Source organism: Streptomyces parvulus (assembly GCF_014648855.1).
Classification (GTDB): domain Bacteria; phylum Actinomycetota; class Actinomycetes; order Streptomycetales; family Streptomycetaceae; genus Streptomyces; species Streptomyces parvulus.
Genome location: NZ_BMRX01000003.1, coordinates 72,864 through 92,480, shown reverse-complemented (window position 1 = coordinate 92,480; position 19,617 = coordinate 72,864). Strand labels below are relative to the sequence as shown.

General features: G+C 74.7%; 21 protein-coding genes. 8 read left to right on the top strand and 13 right to left on the bottom strand.

All coding sequences use genetic code 11. The features are described from left to right. Window positions 1–102 precede the first annotated feature (102 nt). On the bottom strand, window positions 103–513 hold the full coding sequence (locus tag IE108_RS05885; protein ID WP_064726441.1) for a nuclear transport factor 2 family protein: 411 nt from the start codon (window positions 511–513) through the stop codon (window positions 103–105). Window positions 514–584: 71 nt separating this feature from the next. On the opposite strand from IE108_RS05885, the gene IE108_RS05880 reads away from it, so the two are divergent. Together IE108_RS05880 and IE108_RS05875 are read left to right on the top strand one after the other, a co-directional pair. Continuing rightward, window positions 585–1,172, top strand: coding sequence for a PadR family transcriptional regulator (locus IE108_RS05880; protein WP_064726440.1), 588 nt, complete (start codon window positions 585–587; stop codon window positions 1,170–1,172). Between the two features lie 4 nt (window positions 1,173–1,176). Continuing rightward, a complete protein-coding gene (locus IE108_RS05875) occupies window positions 1,177–1,902 on the top strand; it encodes a class I SAM-dependent methyltransferase (protein ID WP_064726439.1) in 726 nt (241 codons plus the stop codon). Between the two features lie 11 nt (window positions 1,903–1,913). On the opposite strand, the gene IE108_RS05870 is transcribed toward IE108_RS05875, so the two are convergent. The 6 genes from IE108_RS05870 to IE108_RS05845 form a co-directional block, all read right to left on the bottom strand. Beyond that, window positions 1,914–2,597 (bottom strand): GntR family transcriptional regulator, encoded by a 684-nt coding sequence (locus tag IE108_RS05870; protein ID WP_229851671.1) that lies wholly within the window; start codon window positions 2,595–2,597, stop codon window positions 1,914–1,916. Window positions 2,598–2,848: 251 nt separating this feature from the next. Continuing rightward, window positions 2,849–3,817, bottom strand: coding sequence for an acetylxylan esterase (locus IE108_RS05865; RefSeq protein WP_064726438.1), 969 nt, complete (start codon window positions 3,815–3,817; stop codon window positions 2,849–2,851). A 90-nt stretch (window positions 3,818–3,907) separates the two neighbouring features. Further along, window positions 3,908–4,492 (bottom strand): Rv1733c family protein, encoded by a 585-nt coding sequence (locus IE108_RS05860; protein ID WP_064726437.1) that lies wholly within the window; start codon window positions 4,490–4,492, stop codon window positions 3,908–3,910. Window positions 4,493–4,655: 163 nt separating this feature from the next. Next, window positions 4,656–5,375 carry a ferredoxin reductase gene (locus tag IE108_RS05855; protein ID WP_064731632.1) on the bottom strand — a complete coding sequence of 240 codons (720 nt, stop codon included), beginning with the start codon at window positions 5,373–5,375 and terminating at the stop codon, window positions 4,656–4,658. A gap of 49 nt (window positions 5,376–5,424) precedes the next feature. Continuing rightward, window positions 5,425–6,030 (bottom strand): sulfite oxidase-like oxidoreductase, encoded by a 606-nt coding sequence (locus tag IE108_RS05850; protein WP_064726436.1) that lies wholly within the window; start codon window positions 6,028–6,030, stop codon window positions 5,425–5,427. A gap of 89 nt (window positions 6,031–6,119) precedes the next feature. Continuing rightward, window positions 6,120–6,578: a MarR family winged helix-turn-helix transcriptional regulator gene (locus IE108_RS05845; RefSeq protein WP_064726435.1), complete on the bottom strand. Its 459-nt coding sequence runs from the start codon at window positions 6,576–6,578 to the stop codon at window positions 6,120–6,122. 219 nt (window positions 6,579–6,797) lie between these two features. Between IE108_RS05845 and IE108_RS05840 the strand changes: the two genes are divergently transcribed. Next, window positions 6,798–7,625, top strand: coding sequence for a putative protein N(5)-glutamine methyltransferase (locus tag IE108_RS05840; RefSeq protein ID WP_064726434.1), 828 nt, complete (start codon window positions 6,798–6,800; stop codon window positions 7,623–7,625). Here the strand turns inward: IE108_RS05840 and IE108_RS05835 are convergent. Continuing rightward, the gene (locus IE108_RS05835) at window positions 7,622–9,700 is read right to left on the bottom strand and encodes a SpoIIE family protein phosphatase (RefSeq protein ID WP_064726433.1); all 2,079 of its coding nucleotides are present in this window, start codon (window positions 9,698–9,700) and stop codon (window positions 7,622–7,624) included. The two genes, IE108_RS05840 and IE108_RS05835, sit on opposite strands and share 4 nt — an antisense overlap. A 235-nt stretch (window positions 9,701–9,935) precedes the next feature. Between IE108_RS05835 and IE108_RS05830 the strand changes: the two genes are divergently transcribed. The 4 genes from IE108_RS05830 (at window position 9,936) to IE108_RS05815 (ending at window position 14,005) form a co-directional block, all read left to right on the top strand. Beyond that, window positions 9,936–10,823, top strand: coding sequence for a hypothetical protein (locus IE108_RS05830; protein WP_064726432.1), 888 nt, complete (start codon window positions 9,936–9,938; stop codon window positions 10,821–10,823). Window positions 10,824–10,900: 77 nt separating this feature from the next. Next, entirely contained in the window at window positions 10,901–11,275 is a 375-nt protein-coding gene (locus IE108_RS05825) for a hypothetical protein (protein ID WP_064726431.1), read from the top strand. A 110-nt stretch (window positions 11,276–11,385) separates the two neighbouring features. Continuing rightward, the gene (locus IE108_RS05820) at window positions 11,386–13,401 is read left to right on the top strand and encodes an NADPH-dependent 2,4-dienoyl-CoA reductase (RefSeq protein ID WP_064726430.1); all 2,016 of its coding nucleotides are present in this window, start codon (window positions 11,386–11,388) and stop codon (window positions 13,399–13,401) included. A 40-nt stretch (window positions 13,402–13,441) separates the two neighbouring features. Then, the gene (locus IE108_RS05815) at window positions 13,442–14,005 is read left to right on the top strand and encodes a PadR family transcriptional regulator (protein WP_064726429.1); all 564 of its coding nucleotides are present in this window, start codon (window positions 13,442–13,444) and stop codon (window positions 14,003–14,005) included. On the opposite strand, the gene IE108_RS05810 is transcribed toward IE108_RS05815, so the two are convergent. Both IE108_RS05810 and IE108_RS05805 read right to left on the bottom strand, forming a co-directional pair. Further along, window positions 13,993–14,544 carry a hypothetical protein gene (locus IE108_RS05810; protein WP_064726428.1) on the bottom strand — a complete coding sequence of 184 codons (552 nt, stop codon included), beginning with the start codon at window positions 14,542–14,544 and terminating at the stop codon, window positions 13,993–13,995. The genes IE108_RS05815 and IE108_RS05810 overlap by 13 nt on opposite strands. Before the next feature lie 151 nt (window positions 14,545–14,695). Next, a complete protein-coding gene (locus IE108_RS05805) occupies window positions 14,696–15,697 on the bottom strand; it encodes a fibronectin type III domain-containing protein (protein ID WP_064726427.1) in 1,002 nt (333 codons plus the stop codon). A 418-nt stretch (window positions 15,698–16,115) separates the two neighbouring features. On the opposite strand from IE108_RS05805, the gene IE108_RS05800 reads away from it, so the two are divergent. Continuing rightward, complete coding sequence (locus IE108_RS05800) at window positions 16,116–16,967, top strand: glycoside hydrolase family 75 protein (RefSeq protein ID WP_064726426.1); 852 nt, start codon at window positions 16,116–16,118, stop codon at window positions 16,965–16,967. Window positions 16,968–17,043: 76 nt separating this feature from the next. Here IE108_RS05800 and IE108_RS05795 read toward each other — a convergent pair whose 3' ends face one another. Genes IE108_RS05795 through dhaK form a run of 3 tightly spaced genes read right to left on the bottom strand, consistent with a single transcriptional unit; the run spans window position 17,044 to window position 19,088 of the window. Beyond that, window positions 17,044–17,454, bottom strand: coding sequence for a PTS-dependent dihydroxyacetone kinase phosphotransferase subunit DhaM (locus tag IE108_RS05795; protein ID WP_064726425.1), 411 nt, complete (start codon window positions 17,452–17,454; stop codon window positions 17,044–17,046). After that, entirely contained in the window at window positions 17,447–18,046 is a 600-nt protein-coding gene (gene dhaL, locus IE108_RS05790) for a dihydroxyacetone kinase subunit DhaL (RefSeq protein ID WP_064726424.1), read from the bottom strand. The genes IE108_RS05795 and dhaL overlap by 8 nt, the downstream gene beginning before the upstream one ends. Before the next feature lie 49 nt (window positions 18,047–18,095). Beyond that, window positions 18,096–19,088 carry a dihydroxyacetone kinase subunit DhaK gene (gene dhaK / locus IE108_RS05785; RefSeq protein ID WP_064726423.1) on the bottom strand — a complete coding sequence of 331 codons (993 nt, stop codon included), beginning with the start codon at window positions 19,086–19,088 and terminating at the stop codon, window positions 18,096–18,098. Window positions 19,089–19,617 lie beyond the last annotated feature (529 nt).

Here is a 19,617-nt window from a genome sequence, read left to right as displayed (position 1 = left end):
GACGTGCGGGAGAAGCGCGGATGCGGGGCGACTGAGCGCCCCGCATCCGTCAACGCCGCCGGTGCGGTCCCTATTCCGGCTTCCGCATGGGCCGGTCCGGACTCAGCCGGCCGTACCCGTCCCGGCCTCGCGCGCCTCCGCCACGATCCGCTCGAACTGCGCGGCCATGGCCGCCTGGAGCGCCTGGGCGCCCGACAGGGGGCGGACCATGACCGTCAGCTCGTCGATGCGGCCCGACTCGTCCAGGTGCAGGAAGTCGCAGCCGCCGATCTCGCGGTCACCCACCCGTGCCGAGAACATCAGCGCGTGGTCGCGGCCGCCCTCCTCACCGATGACGCGCTCGTAGCGGAAGTCCTCGAAGACGCGCTCGACCGCGCGCAGGATCGCCGCCGTGAGCGCCCGGCCGCGGTAGGGCTTGAAGACGACGGGGCTGGTGAAGACCACGTCCTCGGCCAGCAGTGCCTCGACGGCGTCCATGTCGTGGGCCTCGACGGCCGCACGGAATGCCTTCATCCCGCATGCCTCCTAGTAAAATAATTGAATAGGTGCGGAGTAGATTAGTCCGAGCTTGCTAGCGTGTCGACATGTCTCTCAAGTACGCCGTCCTGGCCGCCCTCCTGGAGGGGGAGGCCTCGGGCTACGAACTGTCCAAGGTGTTCGACGTGTCGCTCGCCAACTTCTGGCCCGCCACGCCGCAGCAGCTCTACCGCGAGCTGGAGCGCCTGGCGGCCGACGGACTGATCGAGGCACGGACGGTGCCGCAGGAACGCAGGCCGACCAAGCGGCTGTTCTCGCTCACCGCGGCGGGCCGGGAGCGGCTGGGCGCCTTCGCCGTCGAACCGACCCGGCGCCCCACCGCGGTCCGCGACGAGTTCCTGATCAAGATGCAGGCGATGGACGGCGCCGACCCGGAGGCCGTCCGCGCGCTGGTCGAGGAGCGCAGGGCGTGGGCCCTGGGCAAGCTCGCCCGCTACGAGCGGGTGCGCGAACGCCTGCTGGACGGCCGCACGGAGGAGCGGCACCTGCGGGAGGCCGACCGCGTCGGGCCCTACCTCACGCTGCTGGCCGGGATCACGTTCGAGCGGGACAACGCCCGCTGGTGCGAGCGCGTCCTCACCGTGCTCGACGAGCGGCGTGCCCCGGCGGGACCCACCGGACACGCCCTAGGCTGAGCCGATGTTCAGCCCCGAAGGCCCCACCCTGCGCGAACTCGCCGTCCAGGCGCTGTCGTCGGTCGAGCACGGCTACGACCTGCTCGCCCCGAAGTTCGACCACACCCCCTACCGGACGCCGGACCGCGTGCTCGACGCCGTGGCCTCGGCGCTGGCGCCGATGGGACCCTTCGGCACCGGGCTCGACCTGTGCTGCGGCACCGGCGCGGGCGTCGACGTGCTGGCCCGGGTCTGCCGGGAACGGGTGACGGGGGTCGACTTCAGCGCCGGCATGCTGGAGGTCGCCCGCCGTCGCCCCGCGCCGCCGGGCCCCGAGGTCTCCTGGGTGCGCGCGGACGCCCGGGCGCTGCCGTTCGGCGCCGAGTTCGACCTCGTGGTGAGCTTCGGCGCGTTCGGGCACTTCCTGCCCCGGGAACTGCCGGGCCTGTTCGGCCAGGTGCGGTCCGTGCTCCGGCCCGGCGGCCGCTTCGCCTTCCCCGTGGCCGCGCCGCCCCGTCCGGGCTCGCCGGGCTACTGGACGCTGCTCGGCTTCGACGCCGCGATGCGGGTGCGCAACGCCCTGTGGCGGCCCCCGTTCGTCATGTACTACCGGACGTTCCGGCTCGGCGACGTCGGCCGGGAACTCGCGCGCGCCGGCTTCCGGGCGCAGCTGCACGCCCTGCCGGAGTTCGGCCGCCGGCCCGACGGCAGCCCCCGCGTCCGGCTGGTCACCGCCCGGCGCACGGCGTAGCGCGCCCGGGTTCAGCCGGCCGCCGGCAGTGTGAACTCGTAGACCAGGGCGTCCTGTCGGGCGTCCACCACGAGTTCCGTGATCTCCAGCGGCCGGTCGTGCTGGTCGTGCACCCGGCGCACCACCCGGACCGACGCCGTGTCCGTGAGCGGTGTGATGGTGTCCCGCTGATGCAGGGTCAGGCCGGCCCCGCGCATCCAGTCGTAGGCCCGCCGCAGCTGGGCGGAGGAGACGCCGTCCGCACGGTCGCGGTAGCGGGCCAGCTCCTCCACCTCGGCGAGCGCGACCGCCGAGAACGAGGTCACGGCCGTGCGCCGGCCGCCGCCGTCGGCGGTCGCCGAGGCATAGCGGTGCACCAGCGTCGGCCGGCCCGGCACCAGCCCCAGCGCCGCCGCGTGCTCGGGCGGCGGCGCCTCCCAGGCGACGGTGGCGCGGTCGCCGGTGCGCGGCTCGGCCGGACGCGCCCCCACCGGGAAGGCGAGCGGCGCCGCGCTCCTGGCCGGCGGGCCGGGCAGGGCGGCGTGACTGCCCCGGCGGTCGGTGCTCAGCAGTCCGTCCCTGCGCAGCACGTCCAGGGCCTGCCGGACGGTCTCCCGGCTCACCCCGAAGTGCTCCGCCAGCCGGCGCTCGCCGGGCAGCCGGCCGCCCGGCGGGACGGAGCCGTCGTGCAGCTCGTCGAGCAGCCGTGCCGCCACCCGTCAGTAGAGCGGGCGGCCGTCGGCGAGGGGGTCGTCGTGCGGGGTGGTGCGGTCCATGCCGCGCCTCCTGAGGGTGACGTACGGTAGCCGCGCGGGCTCGTTCCGCCACCAGGAGTACCATTGGTCTAAACCAGCAGGGAAGCCCGGCCGGCCGGTTCGGCCGAAACACCCCCCGCGCGTGCGGCCGCGCAAGGCCTCCGCCGCCGGCGCCGTGTCCGAAACCGCGCCGTCCCCGGAGAAACCGCCCCTCAGGCGTACGCGCGCAGCCAGCGCACCTTGGCCGCCTGCTGGAACGGCCCGCCGCCCTCGTGGTCGTTGAAGTCGTACACCTCGATCGCCTTGTCCTCGTGCGCCCAGGCGTTGAAGGCCGCGAACACCGTCGAGGGCGGACAGGTCTGGTCCTCCAGCGCCGCCGAGAACAGGGCCGGAGCCCGGCCGCGCGCGGCGAAGTGGACGCCGTCGAAGTACGACAGCGTGCGCAGCACGTCCTCGGTCCGGCCCCGGTGGGTCCTGAGGTACAGGCCGACCTCGCGATAGGGGTGCCGGTCGGTGAGCGTGGTCGCGCGCGGGAAGTCGCACAGGAACGGCACGTCCGGGGCGACCGCCACGAGACCCGGGACCAGCGCGCCCACCGCCAGCGTGATGCCGCCGCCCTGGCTGCCGCCGAGCACCACCGTGCGGTCCGGGTCGGCCAGCGGGTGGGAGCGGGCCGCCTCCACCGCGCGCACGGCGTCGGTGAAGACCCGGCGGTAGTAGTAGTTCTCGGGAGCGTCCAGGCCCCGGGTCAGGAAGCCCGGGTACGCGGGGGCGCCGCCGACGGGGTCCGGGGTGCCGCCACCGCCGCCCCAGCCGCTGCCCTGGCCCCGGGTGTCCATCACGAAGTGGGCCCGGCCCGTGGACGCCCACAGCAGGTGCTCGTGCGGCAGCCCGCGCCCGCCGCCGTACCCGAGGAACTCCACGACCAGCGGCAGCGGTTCCTCCGCCGCGGCCGGCAGCGTCAGCCAGCCCTTCACCGGGTGGCCGCCGAAGCCGGCGAAGGTCACGTCGTACACCCGCACCGTGGCCAGTCCCGTGTCCACCGGCGCGAAGCGCGCGTCCAGGTCGTGCTCGCGGGCCTCCCCGAGGGTCCTGGCCCAGAACGCGTCGAAGTCCTCCGGTTCGGCCGACGCGCTCCGGTACGCCCGCAGTTCGTCGAGGGGGAGATCGAACAGGGCCATCGGGAACCGCCTTTGCGGGGTGACGAGCGTCCGGATGATCACACCGTACGTGAGGGGCGGGAGGACCGGCCAGGTCCCGGCGGGGCGCCCTCAGGCCCTGCGGTGCGTCCACTGCGGCTCGGTGCGGGCCCAGTCGCGGTCCCACTCGTTCATCCGGCGCCTGAGCGCGACCCCGCGCACCGCACGGTGCACCAGGAGCACCGTCAGCCCGGTCCCGATGGCGGTGAAGGAGCCGACGGTGGCGCTGTGCTGCCAGACCTGCGCGCCGTCCGAGGGCGGCGGCACGCCGCGCCCGCGGGAGTCCAGCCACACGTCCACCCGGTCACCCTGCCGGGCGTCGCCGGGAACCCGCGCCGTGGTGCTCCGCTCCGCGCCGTCCGGCGTCGTCCAGCGCACGGTGGCGCGGTACGTGTGCTGCCCGTCGAGCTGAGCGGACGGCAGGCTGCCGTCGGTGTCGCCGGCGACCTCGGCGCTCACCCGGGTCCGTTCCGCCCGCTGCTCCGCCACGATCGCCTGCGCCTGCCCGTACCCCCACCAGGCCGTGGCGGCCCCCAGCAGCGGCGCGCCCACGAGCAGCAGGAGGCCGACGACGAGCAGGGTCCAGGTCTCGACGACGTCCGACCGGCGGCGCAGCGGATTGTGCCGCCAGCGCCAGCCGCGCACCCGGGTCCGCATGTCGACCTCCCCGCGATCACCGCGACCGGAGGCGGGGCGGAAGGCCGTGACGGGCGGGGTGCCACCGAGCCTCCGGGTCGCGCCAGTGTGCGAGTGCCCGTACTGGTCTGGTACCCAGTCCCGCGGGGCCTCGCCCATCCTCGGCGGTGAAGTTCGCCGGGGATCAGCCGAAGCGCTCGATCCGGATCCGCTCCACCGGCTGGCCCCCGGCCACCAGCAGCCGTGACGCGTGCTCGGCGAAGGCGTTCGAGCCGCACACGTACGCCTCCCACCCGCCCTCCGGCGGCGCGGTGAGCAGCGGCGCCAGGTGCGCGGCGGTCAGCCGGCCCACCGGGGTCCCGGCCGGCGCGCTCCGGGTGAACACGGGAGTCGTCTCCGCGCCGAACTCGCCGGCGTAGATCAACTCGTCCGGGCCGCGCGCGGACACCAGCATCCGCAGCGGCACCGTCAGCCCCCGCGCCCGGTGGTGCCGGATCATCGACATCAGCGGCACGACCCCGGACCCCGCGCCCAGCAGCAGGGCCGGCCGGTCGCCGGGCCAGGCGAAGAAGCCGCTCAGCGGGCCGCGCACCTCGATCCGGTCGCCGGGCCGCGCCACCGAGTGGAACCAGCCGGACACCTCACCGTCCGCGACGTGGTCGAGGGTCAGCTCGATGTGCCCCGAGCCGTCCGGCGCGGACGCCAGCGAGTAGTGGCGCTGTGCCACGTACCCGTCCGCCGCGGTGAGCCGCACCATCAGGTGCTGGCCCGGCAGGTGCCCCGCCCAGCCGGGCACCGCGAACCGGAAGGTGGACGCGCGGGGTGTCTCGCGGCGGATCTCCGTGAGGGTCGCCGTCTGCCAGACCCCTGCCACCAGGCCGTTCACCTCGATGCGTCCGGGCACGGCGAACCGGGTGAGGGGCGCTTCGGCCCCCGTCGTGTGCGTGGCCGTCTCAGTCACCGGAGTACCGCTGCTCCTCCCAGGGGTTGCCGCGCTCGTGGTAGCCGTTCTGCTCCCAGAAGCCCGGCCGGTCCCGGTCGAGCAGTTCCAGGCCGGCGAGCCACTTCACGCTCTTCCAGAAGTACAGGTGCGGCACCACCAGCCGCGCCGGGCCGCCGTGCTCGGGGGCGAGCGGCCGCCCGTCGTACTCCCAGGCGATCCAGGCGCGGCCGCCGGTCAGGTCCGCGAGCGGCAGGTTCGCGGTGTAGCCGGTGTGCGCGTAGGCGACCGCGTGCGTCGCGGACGCCAGCGGGCCGGCCGCCTCAAGGAAGGCGTCCAGGGACACGCCGCCGAACCGCACGCCGAACTTCGACCAGCCGGTCACGCAGTGGATGTCGCCCTCGTAGGCCGACGCCGGGAAACGGCGCGCCCGCGCGAGGTCCCAGGTGCGCGGCTCGGCCACCAGACCGCTCACCCGGAAGGTCCAGTCGGCGGCGGCCAGGTCGGGGGTGACCTCGGCGGACAGCACGGGCCAGTCGTCGCCCGCGTCGTACTGGCCGGGCGGCAGCCCCGGCCGGGCGGCGCGCGGGCGCCCGGCGAAGCCTCGGGTGGTGTTCATGCGGTGCGGCCTTTCGGGCGGCCGCGAGAAGTGCTCGCGGCCGGCGTGATCAGTGCGTTACGCCGTCAACGGTACGTGCCCGGCGGCGCTCACCGGTCCTCGTCCCCGCCCAGCGGACCGCCCCGCCACGCGTTGTACCGCTCCAGATACGCGGCGAAGCGGACCAGGTCCTCCGGGGGCCAGCCGGCCAGCCGCTCCCGGAAGGCCGCCCGGCGGCTCTCGGTGACCTGCGCCAGGATGCGCCGCCCGGCCTCCGTGAGGTGCAGCACCTGAACGCGCTGGTCGTCCGGATCCGGCCGCCGCTCCACCAGCCCGGCCCGCTCCAGCGCGGACACCTGGCGGCTGACCGTCGACTTGTCGAGGGCGTAGTGGGCGGCCAGGTCGGTGGCCCGGCAGCCGTCCGTCTCCTCCAGGTGGCCGAGGAGCGTGTACGACACCAGCGACAGCTCGGGATGCATGCGCCCCGCCGACGCGCGGGCCCGGCGGGCGAACGCCGTCATCTCGCGCTGGACGGTCTCCACGGCCGTGTCCGCCGTGTCGTCGGGCATCTCGGCAGCCGCCACGGATCCTCCTCCACCTCGCTGGTTGCAGAGTACAACTTGGGGTAGTGTGACCGGCGGCCGCGGATCGTCCCGGCCGTCGGACGCCTGGAGGTGGGACCCATCACCGCTGTGTCGACCCGGGTGCTCCCACCTCGCGGCAGCACGGTCGCCGTCGACGGCTGACCGCGAGAGCGCCCTTCGGTTCCCGAAAGGCTCTCGGCTTCCATGCCCTCGTCATCCCCCGCACACCCCTCGCCCCCGCCCTCCGCCGGGGACCTCCCGCCGCGTGACTCCGTCGTCGCCGCGCTCCGCGCCGCGGGCTGCGTCTTCGCCGAGGACGAGGCGGCACTCCTGATCGCCGCCGCCGGCACCGCGGGCGGACTCGCCGCCCTCGTCGACCGTCGCGTCCGCGGACTGCCCCTCGAACTCGTCCTCGGCTGGGCCGAGTTCCGCGGACTGCGCGTCGCGGTCGCCCCCGGGGTGTTCGTGCCCCGCCGCCGCACCGAGTTCCTGGTCGCCGAGGCCCTCGCCCTCGCGCCGCGCGCGTCCCTCGTCGTGGACCTGTGCTGCGGCTCCGGCGCCGTGGGCGCGGCCCTCGCCGCCGCCCTGGACCGGCCAGAGGTGCACGCCGCCGACGTCGACCCGGTGGCCGTGAGCTGCGCCCGCGGCAACCTCGCGGACGCCGGCGGCCGGGTGCACACCGGCGACCTGTTCGAGGCGCTGCCCGCCGCCCTGCGCGGCCGCGTCGACATCCTCGCGGCCAACGTGCCCTACGTGCCCACCGGCGAGGTCGCCCTGCTGCCGTCCGAGGCCCGCGACCACGAACCGCTGGTCGCCCTGGACGGCGGGGCCGACGGGCTCGACGTGCTGCGCCGGGTCGCGGCCGAGGCGCCCGGCTGGCTCGCCCCGGGCGGCTGCCTGCTGGCCGAGACGAGCGAGGCCCAGGCGCCCGCCGCCCTCGCCGCCTTCACCCGGGCCGGTCTCACCGCCCGCGTCGCGGTCTCGGACGAGCTGTACGCCCATGTGGTGACCGGCGTGCGGGAGCGCGGCTAGCCGGGCGGCGTCGCCCGGGCGATCAGCAGGGCCACGTCGTCGGAGTTCTCCGGCTGGTGCAGGGTGCGCAGAAGCTGGTCGCAGACCTCCTCCAGCGGGCGGTCCGGGCCGTCCAGCAGCGCGAGGAGGGCGTCCAGCCGCTCGTCCAGGGGATGCCGGCGGGTCTCGACGAGGCCGTCGGTGTACAGCACCAGCCGGTCGCCCGGCTCCAGCGCCACCTCGGTGGTGACGAACGGGACGCCCCCCACGCCCAGCGGCACACCGGTGGGCAGGTCCAGCAGCTCGGGCGGACGCCCCTCCCGCAGCCTCACCGGCGGCAGGTGGCCCGCGTTGGCGATCAGGCACCGCCGGCGGTGCGGGTCGTGGACGGCGTAGACACAGGTCGCGATGGCCTGGTCCAGGCCGGTCGTGGTGCGGTCCAGGTGCTCCAGGAGCAGCGCCGGGTCGAGATCGAGGGAGGCCAGCGTGTTGGTCGCGGTCCGCAGCCGCCCCATCGAGGCCGCCGCCGCGATGCCGCTGCCCATCACGTCGCCCACCACCAGGGCGGTCTTGTCCTCCTCCAGCTCGATCACGTCGAACCAGTCGCCGCCCACCTCGCTGGTGGCGCCGGCCGGCTGGTACCGGGAGGCGACCTCGAGGCCGCCGGTGACGGGCGGGTGGCTGGGCAGCAGGCTGCGCTGGAGGGTGAGGGCGGTGGTGCGGGCGTTCTGGTACCAGCGGGCGTTGTCGATCTGCAGCGCGGCCCGCGCCGCCAGCTCCCGGGCGAGCAGCAGGTCGTCGTCGCCGAACGGCAGCGGATTGGCGGTCCGCTTCAGGTCCAGGGCGCCGAGCACCTCGCCCCGCGCGATCAGCGGCACCGCGAGGTACGAGTGCACGCCCGCCCGGCGCAGCAGCTCCGCCGCCTCCGGTGAGCGGGCGATGCGCTCCAGGTCCGCGTCGGTCACCCGCGCCACCCGCACCGGCCGGCCGCTGCGCACGCACTCGGTGACCAGCCGCTCCGGCCCGTAGCGCGCGACCTGGCCCGGCTGGTCGGCCGCCCGCAGCGCGTCGGGGGCCTCCCGCGCGTGCACGGCCAGCGCCCTCATCACGGCCGGCTCGGCGGGCCGCAGACTGGTGCGCCGGCCCTCCACCACGGCCTGGAGCAGGTCGACGGCGGCGACGTCGGCCAGTCCGGGCACGGCCACGTCGGCCAGTTCGTGCGCGGTGCGGTCAAGGCGCAGCGTCGTGCCGATGCGGGCGGAGGCGTCCGCGACCGAGGCCAGGCGGCGCCGCGCGGCCTCCGCCTCGGCGCTCGCCCGGTACTGCTCGGTGACGTCCACGACCGAGACGGCCACGCCCAGGACGGTGCCCAGGGCGTCGTCCAGCCGGTACAGCGAGACGGACCAGGCGTGGTCCTCGTCCGGATCGGCCGGCGTCCGCCCGGTCGTGGGACGGTCGATCACCGGCCGCCCGCTCTCCAGCACCTCGCGGGCGGCGGCCTCCAGGTGCGCCGCGTCGATCCCGGGCAGCAGCTCCAGGGTCGTGCGGCCGAGGTGGTCGGCGGCCGGGATGCCGTTGATGCGCTCCAGGGCCGGGTTGACCGACACGTACCGCAGGTCGGTGTCGAGCACCGCCAGCCCGACCGGCGACTGCGTGATGACCCGCGAGGAGAGCGCCACGTCGCGCTCCAGCCGCCGCACCGTCGTCTGGTCCGCCGCCAGCCCGAGCGCGTAGACGTCCCCCCGGTCGTCCAGCAGCCGCATGTTGCGGAACTCCACCAGCCGGGTGCCGCCGTCCTTGTGGCGCACCGGGAACGCCCCGGCCCAGCTCCGGCCGGTCTTCATGACCTCGGAGAACAGGTCGACGACCAGGTCCAGCTGGTTCTCGTGGACCATGATGCGCGCGGCGTACTGCCCGAGGGCCTCCCGCGCGGAGTAGCCGAACAGCTCCTCGGCCTGCGGACTCCACAGGACGATCCGGCCCTCGGCGTCCAGCACGACCGAGGCCACGTTCAGCAGGTCGAGCAGACCGCTGGGCCCCACGGGACCACGGGGCGACGCGTCGCCCCCGAACCCGGCAGACCCGGATGCACTCATCCCACGCCCCGCCTTCACCGTTCCACGCGGCACGCCTTCCCGATGCCGGCTCCCTTTGTTCTACCGCGTTCCACCGCGCACGGGGCCGATTCCCGGCGGCTGCGCGGACTCCTTCCAGCATCACCCGGCCCGGCGCGGACCGCCGCACGAAGCGCGTCCGGAGTTGGTCTGTACATGCCCTTTCGGGTCGGTCCAGACTGTGCGCCGGACCCACGCCCCCCACCGAGGAGCCTCCATGCCCCTGCGCGCCCGGCAGTGTCGTCACCCCTTCCTGGCCGGACTGGCCGGACTCGCCGCCCTCGCCCTCTCCGTCGGCCTCGCGGGCCCCGCGGCCGCCGCGCCCGCCGCCGACACCTGGAACGAGGTCGGCTCCGACCGCGCCGACCCCCTCACCGAGAGCCAGGGCCTGGCCTCGGTCGAGGTCCCGGCCGGCAGCCCCAACCGCTACACCGGGATCGGCACCATCCCCCTGTCCCTGAGCACCCGCGGCTGGAACCACGTCGGCGACCCCGACGCCTCCTACGACGGCCACTACATCGAGCCGTACCAGCGCGACGACGGCGGCGCGAAGATGTACCGCGTGCAGTCGCCCGACGGAAAGTGGTCGGAGTACGTGCACACCCTCGGCCCGGGTGAGGCCCTGAACAACTCCTGGTCGGCCGTCTCGCCGGACGGCCGCTGGATGCTCTCCGGCGAGTGGGGCACCATGAACCGGCTCCTGGTCTTCCCCACGCCCGGCGTCAACCCGTCCACCTCGCCGTCCGCGGACCTCCCCCTCGTCTCCACCGTGCGCCTGGACCGCCCCGTGCGGGACGTCCAGGGCTGCGACTTCCTCGACGCGACCACCCTGCTGTGCTCCTCGGACGACCCGGAGGGCACCCTCTTCGGGATGACCAAGCCGCTGCTGCGGATCGACCTGTCCGCCGTCCCGAACGGTGCCGCGGACGTCACCGGCCGGGTCACCGCCCTGCGGCAGCTGCCCCTGCGCAGCGCCTGCTCCGGCGGCTTCGAGACGGAGGGCATCGACTACGACCGGCGCACCGGCACCCTGCGCGTCATCGTGGTGTCGCCGGGATTCTGCGTGCTCACCGACAGCAAGACCTACCGCTTCACCCGCGGCTGACCCGGCCCCCGCGCCGGTAGTGCTCGGGCCCGGGTGGTGCTTTTCTGGTGGTACGGGCCAGGAGAGGAGCGATCACGATGGACGCTGAGCGACTGCACCCGGAATCCGTCTCCGTGGAGCTGAGCGGGTGCAGCAAGGAGGACGCCCGGGCCGTGTTCGACGCGCTCTGCGCGCGCTACGCGTCGTCGGACCGGCACACCGGCGACGCGACCCGGGAGTACCACGAGGTCCGCCCGACCGTGTGGCTCGGCACCTTCGACGTGGCGGACGCGCGGCGGGACGAGAGCGGCCCCGCCGCGCTCCGGGAGTCGGTGGACGCCGACGTGCAGGGCGGCTACTGGGCGATCGAGAGGTTCCGCACCACCCTGGACTCCCTGTTCACCGTGCACGACCTGAGCACGGCCTCCGGGGACCAGGAGCGCGAGCTGCACGTACGGCTGGAGAGCCGCTGACCGCACGCCGCCGTGGCGGTGTGGTGTGCGCCGCCTCTTTGTGCAACTAGTTGCACAAAGAGGCGGCCGTCCTCTAGAACGGAGGCACCACACCGCGCACGGAGGCCCCGATGAGCCGCTACCCCCACCTGCTGAGCCCGCTGGACCTGGGCTTCACGACGCTCCCCAACCGGGTCCTGATGGGCTCCATGCACGTCGGCCTGGAGGAGGCGGAGAACGGCTTCGAGCGGATGGCGGCCTTCTACGCCGAGCGGGCCCGCGGGGGAGTGGGCCTGATCGTCACCGGCGGCATCGCCCCCAACGACGAGGGCCGCCCCTACCCGGGCGGCGCCCGGCTCACCACCGAGGACGAGGCCGCCCGCCACCGCGTCGTCACCGACGCCGTGCACCGTGAGGGCGGCCGCATCGCCCTGCAGATCCTGCACTTCGGCCGGTACGCCTACCACGCCGACCTGGTCGCCCCGAGCGCGCTCCAGGCACCGATCAGCCCGCACGTCCCCCGGGAGCTGACCGACGCCGAGATCGAGCGCACCGTCGACGACTACGCCCGCACCGCCCGGCTGGCGCGCGCGGCCGGATACGACGGCGTCGAGATCATGGGCTCCGAGGGCTACCTGATCAACGAGTTCATCGCCGCGCGGACCAACCACCGCACCGACCGCTGGGGCGGCTCGTACGAGAACCGGACGCGCTTCCCCCTGGAGATCGTCCGCCGGGTGCGCGAGGCGGTCGGCGAGGACTTCATCGTCGTCTACCGCCTGTCGATGCTCGACCTGGTGCCCGGCGGCTCCACCCTCGACGAGGTGATCAGCCTCGCCAAGGCCGTCGAGGCGGCGGGAGCGACGATCATCAACACCGGCATCGGCTGGCACGAGGCCCGCATCCCGACCATCGCCACCTCCGTGCCGCGCGGCGCCTACACCTGGGTGACCCGGCGCCTGATGGGCGAGGTGACGGTGCCGCTCGTCACCACCAACCGGATCAACACCCCCGAGGTGGCCGAGCGGCTGCTCGCCGAGGGCGCCGCGGACATGGTCTCGATGGCCCGCCCGATGCTCGCCGACCCCGACTTCGTCGCCAAGGCCGCCGCGGGCCGGCCCGAGGACATCAACACCTGCATCGGCTGCAACCAGGCCTGCCTGGACCACACCTTCAGCGGGCAGATCACCTCCTGCCTGGTCAACCCCCGCGCCTGCCACGAGACCGAGCTGGTCCTCACCCCGACCCGCCGCCGCAAGCGCGTGGCGGTCGTGGGCGCCGGCCCGGCCGGCCTGGCCTGCGCGGTCGGCGCCGCCGAACGCGGCCACGACGTCACCCTGTACGACGCCGCCGCCGAGGTCGGCGGCCAGCTCAACGTGGCCCGCAAGGTCCCCGGCAAGCAGGAGTTCGACGAGACGCTGCGCTACTTCCGCACCCGGCTGGCCGCGCTCGGCGTCGACGTCCGCGTGAACACCAGGGTCGCCGCCGGGGACCTCACCGGCCACGACGAGGTCGTCGTCGCCACCGGCGTCACGCCGCGCACCCCGGACATCCCGGGCATCGACCACCCGAGCGTCGTCGGCTACCTCGACGTCCTCCGCGACGGCGCCCCCGTCGGCGACCGCGTCGCCGTCCTCGGCGCCGGCGGCATCGGCTTCGACGTCGCCGAGTACCTCACCGACGGGGGCGACAAGGCGCACGAGGACCCCTCGGCGTACTTCCGCCTGTGGGGCGTCGACATGGACTACCGCGCCGCCGGCGGCCTCGCCGCCCCCGAGCGCCCCGCTCCGCCGCGCGCCGTCCACCTGCTCCAGCGCAAGAACTCCAAGGTCGGCGCCGGGCTCGGGAAGACCACCGGCTGGATCCACCGCACCGAGCTGCGGCAGCGCGGCGTCACCATGGTCCCGGGGGTGCGCTACGACCGGATCGACGACGCCGGGCTGCACATCACCGTCGGCGCCGAGTCCACCGTCCTGGAGGTCGACACGGTCGTGCTCTGCACCGGCCAGGAGCCCAGCCGGGGCCTCTACGACGACCTGGTCGCCGCCGGGCGCCGCGCGCACCTCATCGGCGGCGCCGACGTGGCCGCCGAACTGGACGCCAAGCGCGCCATCAAGCAGGGCACCGAACTGGCGGCGGCGCTGTAGCGGGCGCCGGGAGGGCCGCGGCCGTCCCTAGGATGAGCGCATGTCCCTCCCGCACGCGATCCTCACCGCCCTGGTCGAAAAGCCGTCCTCCGGGTTGGAGCTGACCCGACGGTTCGACCGCTCCATCGGCTACTTCTGGTCGGCGACGCACCAGCAGATCTACCGTGAGCTGGGGAAGCTGGAGACCGAGGGACTGATCCGCGAGCTGCCCGGCCGGCAGCCGGCCCGCGGGCAGAAGAAGTCCTACGAGGTGCTGCCCGCGGGCCGCGAGGAACTGGCCCGCTGGACCGCCGCGCCCCAGGACCCGAGGCCCCTGCGGGACACGATGCTGCTGCGCCTGCGGGCCGCCGCGGTGGTCGGCACCGCCGGTGTCGGAGACGACCTGCGCCGCCACCTGGACCTGCACGAGCGCCAGTTGGCGGAGTACCGGGAGATCGAGGAACGCGACTTCCCGCCCGGCAGGGACGGCGCCGAGGACCGGCTGCGCCACCTCGTGCTGCGGGCCGGCATCGACCTGGAGACCTTCTGGACGGGATGGCTCCGGCACGCGCTGGCGGAGCTCGCCGAGCTGCCCGGCGAAGGGGCCGGGGCTCAGAACCGGTAGGGCTTCGAACGCCGCCGCAGGAACCAGGCCGCGCCGATGACGCCCGCGCCCACCAGCGCGCCGCCCGCCACCAGGGTGGCCGTCCCGTAGTCCTGGACCGCCCCGCCGAGGCCGCCCATGACCCCGCGCGGCGACGCCGACGGTGAGGGGGTGGCCGAGCGGCTGGGGGACGGGGAGGGTGCCGCGGAGACGATGACCGTCTGGGTGCCCGCGGTGCTGTTGTTCGAGCACATGACGATCACCGTGTAGGTGCCCGGCGAGATGCCCGACCAGGCCGCCGACTGCCCCGAGGCGGTGCCGGACAGCGCCACCTGGCGCCCCTGGGCGAAGTCCCGCTGCCCGCTGGTGAGCAGTGAGGCGGTGCCCCAACTGCCGTTCAGCTGGGCGCAGGCCGTGGTGGTGACCGACACGGTGGTCCCGGTGGTGCTCACCGAGATGCCCGGCCCCGCGAGGGCCGGCCCGGCGGCCAGGGCGACGGGCAGCGCGGCGACGGCTGCCACGGTCAGGCCGGAGCGGAGAGACGGCGAAGAGATGCGCATGTGGACTGCCCTCCGGCGGCACGGTCGGCGGTACATCCCTTGCGCCGCCGGGATCGGGAACGCCCGTGCCCCCTCCGGGCAGCCAACAGGGCGGCGGCGCCGCCCGCATGCCGAGCGCGACCGCCCAGGTGACGCGCCGCCCGGCCCGACGTCAGCCGCCCGCGCCGAGCGTCACCTTCCGCTCCTCGGAGAAGCCGCCCCAGGTGCCGTCGGCCAGCCTGGCCCGGATCCGCACCCGGTGCGTGACACCGGCCTCCCGGCCCGCGTAGAAGCTGTACTCGGCCCGGTCGCGCGGTGCGTCGGCGCCGTAGACCAGGGAGGTCGCCGGACGGCCGTCCAGGTGGATCTGGTACTCGGTCACCGTCCCGTCCGTCCGCGGCGGGACCCAGGTGAGGTCGAGGTAGTACGCCCCGTCGGCGAGGTGGGAGTCCGCCCGCAGCGCGGTGGGCGCGGAGGCCCGGCCGTCGTCGGACCCCGCAGTGGCGAGCCGGACGACCGCGCTGGCGGGGGAGAGGTTGTCGGCGGCGTCCCGCGCGCGGACCGTGAAGGAGTATCGGGTGCCCGGCCGCAGCCCCGTCACCACGGTCGCCGTCTGGGCGCCGCCGACGCTGTGCACCTTGGTGTCCCCCTGGTAGACGTCGTACGACACCACCTTGCGGTCGTCCTTCGCCGCCGACCAGGTCAGCTGCACCGCCCGATCGCCCGCCGCCCGGCCCCGGGCGCCCTCCGGGCGGGTGGGCGCGGAGGCGTCGGTGACGGCGGCGGGCGTGGTGGCCCGCACCTCCCGGCTGCGCGGTCCGAGCCGCCCGTCGGCGTCGCGCGCCCGCACGGTGAAGGCGTACGCCGTCGAGGGGCGCAGCCGGGTGACGTCCAGCATGCGCTCGGACTTCGGCACCTTCTTCACCAGCGTCCCGCCGCGGTAGACCTCGTAGGCCTCGGCGCCGTCGAGCGCGTTCCACATCACGTGCACCGTCGTCGCGCTGCCCGCCTCGGCGCTGACGCCCATGGGGACGCCGGGCAGCCCCCCGTCCTCGCCCTCCCCGCCCGCGCTCGTGCCGCAGGAGGTGAGCAGGACGACCCCGGCGCAGAGCAGGGAGAGTGCGTAGCGGCGCGGGAACGCGCCGGGAACAGCGGCAACGGGTGCGTCTCGCACGGCTCAGCCTCCGGTGGGGCGTCGGTCCGATTCGATGCGGCGGCAATGGTCCGGACCAATATGACCTCCGTGACGCGATCACATCAAGGGGGCGGGCGTGGATGCGTCGATGACATTCCCCCGGAAGAGTTACGTATGCTGGGTCACCCGACCTTCGAACTCCGGTCTTTCCCGGCTGAGTTCGGGTCGGTGGCGTGGCGCGGACCGCTGTCGTCGCAGATCCCGTGCCGGCGCGGGTGGCCGGGCGGGCCGGGAGCAGGAACGGACCCGGCCCGCCCGCCCCCGGTCGCATCCGCCCGGTACGGACACCGGGCGCCGCGGCGTGCGCCGTCTGGCCCTGTGGGAGGTGGGCCGCGCGGCCGAACCGGGGACGGATGGGGCCGAGTGCCCGCCCATGTCCCCCAGGAGAGGCCCCATCGTGCGTGTCCAGTCGCTGTCGCTGGTCGCGGCCAGTGCCGCCCTGATCGCTCCCACGACCTTCCCCCACGCACCGCACCCGCTCCGCCCGGACCCGCCGGCGCGGCACCTGGCAGGCGACCCGTTCCGGGACGCCCCGGCGCGGGCGAACCGCTCCGGGGTCAGGATGGGACCGGTCCCGGAACGCACGGCCGGTCCGCCCGCACCACCGTCCCGGAGCGGTCCCGACCGCGGTCCCGGCACCGGCGGCCGGGCGGGCGGAGGCCGTGCGCCGGTCCGTGCCGCCGACCTGCTGGCCGAGGTGCGCGACTGCACCCCCGTCTCCCGCGGCCGCTACCGCGAGGACGCCGGCACGCCCGCGGACATCCCGGTCTGCGGCAAGCGCGACGCCGTGTACTGGAAGGCCGACCTGGACATCGACTGCGACGGGGTGCCCGGCGACCGGTGCAACAGCCGCAGCGACCCGCACTTCAGTCCCGCCACCGCTTTCACCCGTTCGGACGGCCGCCCGCTCGACGCCGAACGCCTGCCCTACGTCGTGGTCCCCGAGCCGAGCGACGTCTGGGACCACCGGAAGGACGACGTGCGCGGCGGCTCGCTCGCGGCCGTCGTCCACGGCGACCGGGTGCGCTACGCGGTCGTCGGCGACGTCGGCCCGGCCGACCTCATCGGCGAGGCGTCCTACGCCGCCGCGCAGGCCCTCGGCGTCAACGCCGACCCGCACGGGGGCGGTGCCCCGTCCGACGTGACGTACATCGTCTTCAAGGGCAGCGAGGTCGAGCCCGTCGAGGACGTGGACGCCGCCGAGAAGGAGGGGGAGCGGCTGGTGCGGAAGTTCATGGGCGGCGAGTGAGAGGCCGGGCGGCCGGGCGGTGGGCGGCCCAGATCCGCCCACCGCCCACGCCCGCAGCCCCAGGGCCTGTCAGACCCTAGGCCTTCCGGTAGGAGTACGCCTCCGCGGCGGCCGCCTCCACGGCGGCGAGGTCGGCACCGGTCGAGGCCGTCACCACGGCGGCCACCGCGCCCTCGACGAACGGCGCGTCCACCAGCCGGGTGTCGTCCGGGAGTTCGTCGCCCTCGGCGAGCAGCGCCTTCACGGTCAGCACCGCGCTGCCGAGGTCGGTGAGGACGGCGACGCCCGCGCCCCGGTCCACGGCCGCGGCGGCCGCCGACACCAGCTCGGAGCTGGTGCCGAACCCGCCGGACGCGGTGCCGCCCGCGGGGGCGACGGGAACGGCCGCGCCGCCGCCCGACAGGGCCTTGGCCAGCTCCGCGACCGACGCGGCGACCTCCGCGCTGTGCGACACCAGCACGATCCCGACCAGCTTGTCGTCACTCATCCGCCGCCTCCTCCAGTGCCGCGACGAGCAGCGCCGCCGAGGTGGCCCCGGGGTCCTGGTGCCCGATGCTGCGCTCGCCCAGGTAGCTGGCCCTGCCCTTGCGGGCCTGCAAGGGCGTGGTCGCCTCGGCGCCCTCCTCGGCCGCCGTACGCGCCGCGGCGAACGACTCGCCGAGGGCGTCCACCGCCGGCACCAGCGCGTCGATCATCGTCTTGTCGCCCGGCGCGGCACCCCCGAGCGTCCGCACGGCGTCCACGCCCTCCCTGAGCGCCTCCGCCAGCTGCTCCCGGCCGACCTCGGAGGCGTCTGCGAGGGCCTTGCCGGTACGGCGCAGCAGCGTCCCGTACAGCGGTCCCGAGGCGCCGCCGACGGTGGAGATCAGCCGGCGTCCGGCGAGGGTGAGGACGGCGCCGGGCGTGTCGGGCGCGTCCTTCTCCAGCGCGGTGACGACGTCGCGGAACCCCCGCTGGAGGTTGCTGCCGTGGTCGGCGTCGCCGATGGGCGAGTCGAGGGCGGTGAGCCGTTCCGCCTCGCGGTCGACGGAGGCGGCGGTGGCCGTCATCCAGCGGCGGAAGAAGTCGGCGTCGAGCACGGGGTCTCCTTGCCTGGTAGGTGCGTTGCGGTCCCTTCCCCGTCCACCGTCACATGCCCCACCTCAGTCCGGGCGTGCTGACCGGCGCGTCCCACAGCGCGAGCAGGTCCTCGTCGATCTCGCACAGGGTGACGGAGGCGCCCGCCATGTCCAGCGAGGTGACGTAGTTGCCGACGAGCGTACGGGCGACGGCGACCCCGCGCCCGCGGAGGATGCGCTGGACCTCGGCGTTGAACCCGTACAGCTCCAGGAGCGGCGTCGCGCCCATGCCGTTGACCAGGACGAGGACCGGGTTGCGCGGAGCGAGGTCGGTGAGGACCGCGTCCACGGCGGCCTCGGCGATCTCACCCGACGTCATCATGGGACGCCGCTCGCGGCCGGGCTCGCCGTGGATGCCGATGCCGAGTTCCAGCTCACCCGGCGGGAGGTCGAAGGTCGGGGTGCCCTTGGCGGGCGTGGTGACGGCGCTCAGCGCGAACCCGAAGCTGCGGGACTTCTCGTTGACCCGCCGGGCGAGCGACTCCACCTGCTCCAGCGGGCGCCCCTCCTGCGCGGCGGCACCGGCGATCTTCTCCACGAAGAGCGTCGCCCCCGTGCCGCGCCGGCCGGCCGTGTAAAGGCTGTCGGTCACCGCGACGTCGTCGTTGACCAGCACCTTCGCGACCTGGATGCCCTCGTCCTCGGCCAGCTCGGCGGCCATGTCGAAGTTGAGCACGTCGCCGGTGTAGTTCTTCACGATGAACAGGACCCCGGCCCCGCTGTCCACGGCCGCGGCGGCCCGCACCATCTGGTCCGGCACCGGCGAGGTGAACACCTCGCCCGGACAGGCCGCCGCGAGCATCCCGGGCCCCACGAATCCGCCGTGCAGCGGCTCGTGTCCCGACCCGCCCCCCGAGACCAGCGCCACCTGCCCGGCCACGGGCGCGTCCCGCCGCACGATCACCCGGTTCTCGACGTCCACGGTCAGCTCGGGATGCGCGGAGGCCATACCGCGCAGCGCGTCCGCCACCACGGTCTCGGGGACGTTGATGAGCATTTTCACGGGTGTCTCCTGTGAGGGTCAGCGGATGGGTGTTTGACCTGTGCTTTTGCTGTTCAGGGGTGGTCGGACTCGTTGGTGGCCCTGGCGGTCGTGGGCGGGTCCCCGCCGTACGGGAGGCGGAGTCCGGCCTTGGCGGCCGTCCGCTTGCGGATCGACAAGGGCCCTCCAGGGGCAGTATCGGCCTTGCGCCCGCTCAGGTCACGCGGGACGGCGTCCGCGAAGGCCGAGGAGTACCGGACTGGCAGATCCCCAGGGCCCGGGGCTCTGTCTCACGGCCGAGGGACGGCGACGTCGCATCCGTCGGCCGGCCGTTCTTGGCTGATATCGCGCGTGTCGGGCCGCGCGGCCCCTGGTTGGGCGTGACTTCGTGGCAAGGATTCGGGGCAATGGGGTAAACATGGTTCTCGAGCGCGGTTGGGAGCTGATGATTACGTTGTCATACCCATTGACGTGTGGGTCTGTCATTCGTCACGGGTGCCGCCCCCTCCCGCGGAGCAGGCGGCTCGCCGAAGGCTACGGGTGAACGGGG

Coding starts and splice junctions, on each gene's coding strand:
- IE108_RS05810 (WP_064726428.1), bottom strand. CDS start 14,544: ATGCGCATCTCTTCGCCGTCTCTCCGCTCCGGCCTGACCGTGGCAGCC.
- IE108_RS05795 (WP_064726425.1), bottom strand. CDS start 17,454: ATGAGTGACGACAAGCTGGTCGGGATCGTGCTGGTGTCGCACAGCGCG.
- IE108_RS05880 (WP_064726440.1), top strand. CDS start 585: ATGTCTCTCAAGTACGCCGTCCTGGCCGCCCTCCTGGAGGGGGAGGCC.
- IE108_RS05875 (WP_064726439.1), top strand. CDS start 1,177: ATGTTCAGCCCCGAAGGCCCCACCCTGCGCGAACTCGCCGTCCAGGCG.
- IE108_RS05830 (WP_064726432.1), top strand. CDS start 9,936: ATGCCCCTGCGCGCCCGGCAGTGTCGTCACCCCTTCCTGGCCGGACTG.
- IE108_RS05840 (WP_064726434.1), top strand. CDS start 6,798: ATGCCCTCGTCATCCCCCGCACACCCCTCGCCCCCGCCCTCCGCCGGG.
- IE108_RS05820 (WP_064726430.1), top strand. CDS start 11,386: ATGAGCCGCTACCCCCACCTGCTGAGCCCGCTGGACCTGGGCTTCACG.
- IE108_RS05835 (WP_064726433.1), bottom strand. CDS start 9,700: ATGAGTGCATCCGGGTCTGCCGGGTTCGGGGGCGACGCGTCGCCCCGT.
- IE108_RS05845 (WP_064726435.1), bottom strand. CDS start 6,578: ATGCCCGACGACACGGCGGACACGGCCGTGGAGACCGTCCAGCGCGAG.
- IE108_RS05865 (WP_064726438.1), bottom strand. CDS start 3,817: ATGGCCCTGTTCGATCTCCCCCTCGACGAACTGCGGGCGTACCGGAGC.
- IE108_RS05860 (WP_064726437.1), bottom strand. CDS start 4,492: ATGCGGACCCGGGTGCGCGGCTGGCGCTGGCGGCACAATCCGCTGCGC.
- IE108_RS05825 (WP_064726431.1), top strand. CDS start 10,901: ATGGACGCTGAGCGACTGCACCCGGAATCCGTCTCCGTGGAGCTGAGC.
- IE108_RS05885 (WP_064726441.1), bottom strand. CDS start 513: ATGAAGGCATTCCGTGCGGCCGTCGAGGCCCACGACATGGACGCCGTC.
- IE108_RS05815 (WP_064726429.1), top strand. CDS start 13,442: ATGTCCCTCCCGCACGCGATCCTCACCGCCCTGGTCGAAAAGCCGTCC.
- IE108_RS05850 (WP_064726436.1), bottom strand. CDS start 6,030: ATGAACACCACCCGAGGCTTCGCCGGGCGCCCGCGCGCCGCCCGGCCG.